This is a genomic window from Massilia sp. TS11, assembly GCF_022012445.1.
Classification (GTDB): Bacteria; Pseudomonadota; Gammaproteobacteria; order Burkholderiales; family Burkholderiaceae_D; genus Telluria.
In genome coordinates, this window is record NZ_JAKLTS010000020.1 from 47,030 (window position 1) to 54,765 (window position 7,736).

The 7,736-nt window shown below is 66.2% G+C and carries 4 protein-coding genes; all 4 read left to right on the forward strand.

Features of this window, described 5'->3' with window-relative positions; all coding sequences use genetic code 11:
• Positions 1-91: 91 nt before the first annotated feature.
• The 4 genes from LZ005_RS20725 (at position 92) to LZ005_RS20740 (ending at position 7,670) form a co-directional block, all read left to right on the forward strand.
• A complete protein-coding gene (locus LZ005_RS20725; protein ID WP_237810416.1) occupies positions 92-2,818 on the forward strand; it encodes a TonB-dependent receptor in 2,727 nt (908 codons plus the stop codon).
• Positions 2,819-2,913: 95 nt separating this feature from the next.
• Complete coding sequence (locus LZ005_RS20730; protein WP_237810417.1) at positions 2,914-5,427, forward strand: glycoside hydrolase family 3 protein; 2,514 nt, start codon at positions 2,914-2,916, stop codon at positions 5,425-5,427.
• Complete coding sequence (locus tag LZ005_RS20735) at positions 5,424-6,404, forward strand: glucokinase (protein WP_237810418.1); 981 nt, start codon at positions 5,424-5,426, stop codon at positions 6,402-6,404. Before LZ005_RS20730 ends, LZ005_RS20735 begins: the two co-directional genes overlap by 4 nt.
• Before the next feature lie 18 nt (positions 6,405-6,422).
• Positions 6,423-7,670, forward strand: a complete 1,248-nt coding sequence (locus tag LZ005_RS20740) for a sugar MFS transporter (RefSeq protein ID WP_237810419.1) — start codon at positions 6,423-6,425, stop codon at positions 7,668-7,670.
• The last annotated feature ends 66 nt before the right edge of the window (positions 7,671-7,736 follow it).

The following is a 7,736-nucleotide window of genomic DNA, read 5'->3' on the forward strand; positions in this document are numbered from 1 at the left end:
AAAAATGGAAACGTTACCAAATTCCTGAATGGACGCCCGTCATGGCGAGCATGGCGGATTCCTTACAATCCACGGAGAGATGGAGACAGCAATGAGTACCCAATGCAAGCAGCGCCGGACCAGCACGCCCCCGGCCTTTCGTAGCACCCCGATCGCGGCCGCCTGCGCCGCTCTGCTGCTGAGTGCTGGCGCCCAGGCCCAGGCCCAGCAGGCCCCGGCCGCGCGCGCCGACGAGGAGCCGGCCAAGGTGATCGTGACCGGCATCCGCGGCAGTATCGAGAGCGCCATCGCGCTCAAGCGCGGCGCCGACGCCATCGTCGAGGCCATCACGGCCGAGGACATTGGCAAGCTGCCCGATGTCTCGATCGCCGAATCGATTGCCCGTCTGCCCGGTCTGACGGCCCAGCGCGTCGAAGGGCGCGCCCAGGTGATCTCGATCCGCGGCCTGCCGCCCGATTTCTCGACCACCTTGATGAATGGACGCGAAGTCGTCTCCACCGGCGAAAACCGCAGCGTCGAATACGACCAGTACCCGTCTGAACTGATCAGCGGCGTGACCGTCTACAAAACCGCCGAGGCCGGCCTGGTTGGCCAGGGCCTGGCCGGTACCGTCGACCTGCTGACGGTCAAGCCGCTCGATCTGCGCGGCCGCACGATCGCCGTCAATGCGCGGGCCGAGCACAATTCGAATGGCGCCCTGAATGCCGGCCTGTCGGGCAACGGCAAGCGCTTCTCGCTGTCGTATATCGACCAGTTTGCCAATAATACGGTTGGCGTGGCGGTCGGCTTCGCCCACCTCGATTCGCCGGGCCAGCAGCTCGAGTACAAGAGCTGGTGGTGGGGCAATGACAACAAGCTCGGCGACGCCAACAAGGACGTTGTCGGCCTCAAGGGCGCGGAAGTCACCGCGACCTCGAGCAGCCAGAAGCGCGATGGCCTGATGGCCGTGTTTGAATACCGCCCGGACAAGCAGTTCCGTTCCACCGTCGACCTCTACTACTCGGAGTTCGACAAGGAGCGCACGATGCGCGGCATGATGTGGAACTCGCACCAGTGGAGCGACATCTTCTATACCGACCCGCGCATCGAGACCATCAATGGCACGCGCCTGCTGACCGGCGGCGTGCTGCACAATCTGAAGCCGATCGTGCGCAACGACTTCAATACGCGCAAGGACAGCCTGTTCGCCATGGGCTGGAACAACCGCCTGCGTACCGAGGGCTGGACCCTGGTCGGCGATCTGTCCTATTCCAAGGCCGACCGCGAAGAGCAGATTCTGGAAACCTATGCGGGCCTGTCGAACAATGGCTCGGTGCTCGACACCTTCAAGTTCAGCATTCCGACCGGGGCCGGCCTGCCGAGCTTCACGCCGGGCCTGAACTACGCCGACGCCAAGATCGTCAAGCTGACCGACCCGGAAGGCTGGGGCCATGACGGCCTGATGCAGCGCCCGGTGATCAAGGACTCGCTCAAGGCGGTGCGCCTGAGCGCCAAGCGCGAACTCGACAGCAGCCTGTTCTCCCATGTCGAAACCGGCCTGAACCTGAGCGAGCGTGAAAAGCGCCGCACCGGTATCGAGAACGAATGGAATCTGAAGAACAACCGCGCCCCGGTGACGGTGCCGGCCGAGTTGCTGCTGAGCCCGACGTCGCTGTCCTTCGGTGGCATTCCCTCGGTGCTGGCCTACGACATCATGGGCACGCTGAACCGCTTCTACGAGATGAAGCCGGACCCGAATAACAATCTGTGGAAGCGCAACTACACGATCACGGAGAAGATCACTACCCTGTACGGCAAGTTGGGGATCGACACCGCCGTGGCCACGCTGCCCGTGCGCGGCAATCTGGGCCTGCAGTATGTGCACTCGGACCAGTCCTCGGTCGGCCTGAACAACAACGGCAGCAGCAGTGGCGACGCCAAGCGCGGCACGTCCTACAATGATCTGCTGCCGAGCCTGAACCTGGCGGCCGAACTGTTCAAGGACGGCTACCTGCGCTTCGGCGCGGGCCGCCAGATCGCCCGGCCGCGCATGGACGACCTGAAGGCCGGCGCCTCGGCGGGCGTGGACGGCACCAAGCTGCTGTGGAACGGGCAGGGCGGCAATCCCGAGCTCAAGCCCTGGCGCGCAAATGCCTTCGACCTGTCGTTCGAGAAGTACATCGACAAGGGCAGCTACGTGGCGCTGGCGGCGTTCTACAAGAACCTGCAGAGCTACATCTACAACAAGCAGTTCGCCTTCGACTTCTCGGGCTTCCCGAACAATAGCGCGATCAAGCCGCTGTCGAACATCGGCACGATGAATATGCCGGCCAACGGCGAAGGCGGTATCGTCAAGGGCGTGGAATTCTCGGGCGCCCTGAATCTGGGCCTGCTGTGGTCGGCCATCGACGGCTTTGGCATCAGCGGCAGCATCTCCAACACCAAGAGCTCGATCCATCCGAATGGCCCGGGCACCACGCAGGCGCTGCCGGGCCTGTCGGGGGTGGTGTCGAACGTCAGCGTCTACTACGAGAAGTACGGCGTGTCGGCGCGGGTCAGCCAGCGTTACCGCTCGGCCTTCCGCGGCGAGGTGACCGGCCTGTTCACCGACCGTTCGTTCAGCGAGATCCTGCCCGAGCACCAGATCGACCTCCAGCTCGGCTACGCCTTCGACAGCGGCGCGCTGAAGAATATGTCGGTGCTGCTCCAGGTGAACAACCTGAACGACGCGCCCTACCAGACGCGCCAGGGCGATCCGTTCTCGGGCGGCGCCTATGCACCGGAGCGCTACACGACCTATGGCCGTCAGGTCATGCTGGGCGTGAACTACAAGTTCTGACGGTTCGGACTTCCCCGGTCCCGCACCCCGCGTCGGCGGGGTGGCTCGCGCCGCCGCAAGGCGGCGCTTTTTTCCCCTGCCTGAACAACATGAATATGAAACTCAAGTCCCTCGCACTGGCCCTGCTGTGCGCGAGCGGTGTCGCCTGCGCCGCCCCGGCTTCTCCGCTGACCGACTGGCCGCGCGTGAGCAGCGCCATCGTCACCGACGCCGCCCTGGAGGCGCGCGTGGCCCAGATCCTCGCCTCGATGAGCCTGGCGCAGAAAATCGGCCAGATGACCCAGGCCGAAATCAAGAGCATCACCCCGGAGGAAGTGCGGCGCTACTACATTGGCTCCGTGCTCAATGGCGGCGGCAGCTGGCCGCACGGGAACAAGCAGGCCTCGGCGGCCGAATGGACAGCCCTGGCCGACGCCTTCTACACGGCCTCGATGGCGACCGACATGACGCATAAGGTGCCGGTCATCTGGGGCATCGATGCGATTCACGGCAATAGCAATGTCTACGGCGCCACCCTGTTCCCCCACAATATCGGCCTCGGTGCGGCGCATGATCCGGCCCTGGCGCGCCGCATCGCGGCCGCCACCGCGCGCGCCGTGCGCGCCACCGGTATCAGCTGGGTGTTTGCGCCGACCGTGGCGGTCGTGCGTGACGACCGCTGGGGCCGCACCTACGAGGGCTTCTCCGAGGACCCGCAAGTGGTGGCCAGCTATGCGGCCGCCTATGTCGAGGGCTTCCAGGGCAAATTCCAGGAGGCGGGCAATGTCGTCGCCAGCATCAAGCACTTCATGGGCGACGGCGGCACCGATCAGGGCAAGGACCAGGGCGTGACCAGCGCCACGGCCGCCCAGATGCTGAATATCCACGGGCTCGGCTACATCCACGGCCTGCGCGCGGGCGCCCAGACGGTGATGGCTTCCTACAATAGCTGGCATGACCGCGCCGCCGGCATCGACTACGGCAAGATGCACGGCAGCCAGGTCCTGCTGACCGGTGTGCTCAAGCAGAAAATGGGCTTTGACGGCTTCGTGATTTCGGACTGGAACGCGATCGGCCAGCTGCCCGGCTGCCGCAACGACAGCTGCGCGCTGGCCATCAATGCCGGCGTCGACATGGTGATGGTGCCGGACGACTGGAAGGCCTTCATTGCCAATACCATGGCTCAGGTCGAGCGCGGGGAGATTCCGCTGGCGCGCATCGATGATGCCGTCACTCGCATCCTGCGCGTCAAGCTGCGCGCCGGCCTGTTCGGCGCCAAGCCCTCCGACAATCCCTATGCCGGCAAGTCCGAGGCCCTGCAGGCGCGCGCGCTGGCGCGCGAAGCCGTGCGCGCCTCGCTGGTGCTGCTGAAGAACCAGGGCCAGGTGCTGCCGCTGGCGCGCACGAGCAAGGTGCTGGTGGTCGGCAAGAGCGCGGACAGTCTGGCCAACCAGACCGGCGGCTGGACCCTGACCTGGCAGGGCACCGACAACCGCAACAGCGACTTTGCCAATGCCGATACCATCCTGGCCGGTATTCAGGCCACATTGGGCGCGGCCCAGGTCAGCTATCGCGCCCATCCGAGCGCGGCCGACCTCAAGCAGGCTGACGCGGTGATCGCCGTCATTGGTGAAACCCCGTATGCCGAGGGCCATGGCGATATCGGCCCCGGCGCTTCGCTGCGCCACAGCACGCGCTATCCAGAAGACCTGGCCGTTCTCAAGGCCGTGGCAGGGAAGGGCAAGCCGGTGGTCACCGTCTTCCTGTCGGGCCGGCCGGTGTTTGTCAACGATCTGCTGAATCTGTCGGACGCTTTTGTCGCCGCCTGGCTGCCCGGCAGTGAGGGCGGCGGCGTGGCGGATCTGCTGTTCCGTGGCGCCGACGGCAAACCGGCCTATGATTTCAGCGGGCGCTTGTCCTTCTCCTGGCCGAAAAGCCCCTGCCAGACGCCGCTCAATGCGGGCGACCCGGGCTACGATCCGCTGTTCGCGCTCGGCTTCGGTCTGAGCGTGCACAGCCAGGGCCGGCTGGCGCGCCTGCCCGAATACGCCGATCAGCAGACCTGCGGCAGCTCGCGTGCGCTGCCGGTGTTCAGCCAGGCCGACCGCGCCAGCTTCCCGTTGGCCGTCGCCGCCGAGGCCGGGCGCGTGGTGCTGGGCGACGACCTGAACGCTGTAATCCAGCTGCCGACTGTGAAAGTGGAGACGGCGCAGGTCAATCGTCAGCAGGACGCCAAGCTGGTCACCTGGAATGGTCCGGCCCGCATTGAAGCGCGCGCCGCCAGCCCGCGCCCGCTGCCGGCCCAGGTCGGCGCTGATGCGGCGCTGTTGTTGGATGTGGTGGTGCAGGCCGCGCCGCGTGGCGCCGTCAGTCTGCACTGGGAGTGTGGCAAGGGCTGTGCTGCGACGCTGGACGCCAGCGCGCTGTTCCGCCGCCTGCCGCTGCGCGAAAAGCGCACGATCAAGCTGCCGCTGGCCTGCTTTGCCGCCCAGGGCGCGAAGACCGGGCAGGTGCTGGTGCCGTTCGCCGTCAGCGCCGATGCGCCGTTTGCCGCCGCCTTTGCCGATATCGCCATCGTCGGCGGTGCCGCGCGCGATGTCGATGCGCTGGCCTGCAAGGATCTGCAATGAGCGCGCTGGCCGACTATCCGCGCCTGCTGGCCGATATCGGCGGCACCAATGCGCGCTTTGCGCTCGAGGTGGCGCCGCGCCAGTTCGTGGCCATTGCCGTGCTGTCCTGCGCCGCCCACGCCACGCTCGGCGAAGCGATCCGCAGTTATCTGGGCAGCGAAGCGGTGCAACGGCTCGACGCCGGCGTGGTGCGCCATGCGGCGCTGGCGATCGCCAACCCGATCGACGGCGACGAGGTGAATATGACCAATCACCACTGGAGCTTTTCGGTCTCGGCGCTCAAGCAGTCGCTCGGGCTCGAGTCGCTGCTGGTGGTGAATGACTTCGCCGCGCTGGCCCTGGCGCTGCCGCACCTGGCCGATGCCGACCGCTGCCAGGTCGGTCCGGGCAACCGCCTGCCGGGCCGCCCGATTGGTCTGATCGGGCCTGGCACCGGTCTCGGCGTGGCCGGGCTGGTGGCGGCCGGTGATCGCTGGGTCGCCCTGGCCAGCGAAGGCGGGCACGCAACCTTTTCCGCGGTGGGAGAGGACGAGGCGCGCGTCGTGCGCATGCTCGAAGCCGAATACGGGCATGTGTCGGCCGAGCGGCTGCTGTCCGGCGCCGGACTGGAAAGCCTGCACCGCTGCCTGAGCGGGATGCGCCGCCCGGCGGCCGAAATCACCAGCGCCGCCATTGCCGGGACCGACAGCACCTGTGTCCACAGTGTCGACGTGTTCTGCGCGATGCTCGGCACCGTGGCCGGGAATGTGGCGCTGACCCTGGGCGCCACCGGCGGCATGTATATCGGCGGCGGCATCGTGCCGCGTCTGGGACAGCTGTTCTTCCATTCGCCGTTCCGCGCGCGCTTTGAAAGCAAGGGGCGCCTGCGCCCGTATATGGCGCGGATTCCGACCTATCTGATTATTCATCCCTTCCCGGCCTTTCTCGGCGTGTCGGCCCTGCTGGCCGACCAGCTGGCGGCGCCGGGCCGCATCTGATTTCACCAAGGAGACTCCATGACCTCGCCGTCCCAGCCGCTGGCGCTAGCGCCCGCCAATCAGCGCTCGGCGCTGTTGATTGTCACCATCCTGTTCTTCATGTGGGGCTTGCTGACTTCGCTGAACGATGTGCTGATTCCCCATCTGAAGGCCGTCTACACGCTCAGCTATGTGCAGGCGATGCTCGTGCAGTTCTGCTTCTTTGGCGCCTACTTCGTGGTGTCGCTGCCGGCTGGCGCGCTGATTCGCCGCATCGGTTATCAGCGCGGCGCCGTGACGGGGCTGCTGATGGCGGCCGGCGGCTGCGCACTGTTCTATCCGGCGGCCCAGACCGGGTATGGCTTGTTTCTGTTCGCCTTCTTCGTGCTGGCGGCCGGAATCACCGTGTTGCAGGTGGCAGCCAATCCGTATGTGACGGTGTTGGGCGATGCGGCCACGGCTTCTAGCCGCCTGACCCTGACCCAGGCCTTCAACTCGCTCGGCACCACGGTCGGCCCCGCGCTCGGCGGCCTGCTGATCCTGTCCGGTGCTGCGCTCGGCGATGGTGATCGGGCCAGCGAGGCGGCTGCGGTGCAGGGACCGTATCTGATGCTGGCGGCGGCGCTGCTCGTGCTGGCCCTGCTGTTTGCCGCCGCGCGTCTGCCGGCCATCGTGCACGCCGACGCGGCGGCCGGTGCGGCCGACAAGCCGCTACTCAGCCACGGGCACCTGGTGCTGGGCGCGCTCGGCATCTTCCTGTATGTGGGTGGGGAGGTGAGTATTGGCAGCTTCCTGGTCAACTATATGGGCGACGCGCGCATTGCCGGTCTGGCGCCGGCCGACGCCGCCCACTACGTCAGCTACTACTGGGGTGGGGCGATGGTCGGCCGCTTTGTCGGCTTTGCCGTCATGCGGCGCGTGAGCCCCGGCCTGATTTTGGCCTTCAATGCCCTGTGTGTGATGGTGCTGGTGTCGGCCGCCGTGTTCGGCAGCGGGCCGGCGGCCATGTGGGCACTGCTGGCAGTGGGCCTGTTCAACTCGATCATGTTCCCGACGATCTTCAGCATGGCCCTGCATGGCCTGGGCGCGCGCACGGGCCAGGCCTCGGGTGTGCTGTGCATGGCCATTGTTGGCGGGGCCATCGTGCCTTTCGTACAAGGCTTCATGGCCGACCATGCCGGACTGCAGATTTCTTTCCTCGTGCCGGCGGCCTGCTATGCGTTTATCTTCTTCTTCGGCTTGAAGTACGCCGGCCTGTTTCAGGCCGGTGAATTGGAGGGGGCTTGACGCAAGTCGAAAAGACCTGCATAATCTCGCTTCTCTGCTGCTGACGACACAACGCTCCGAAGCGAA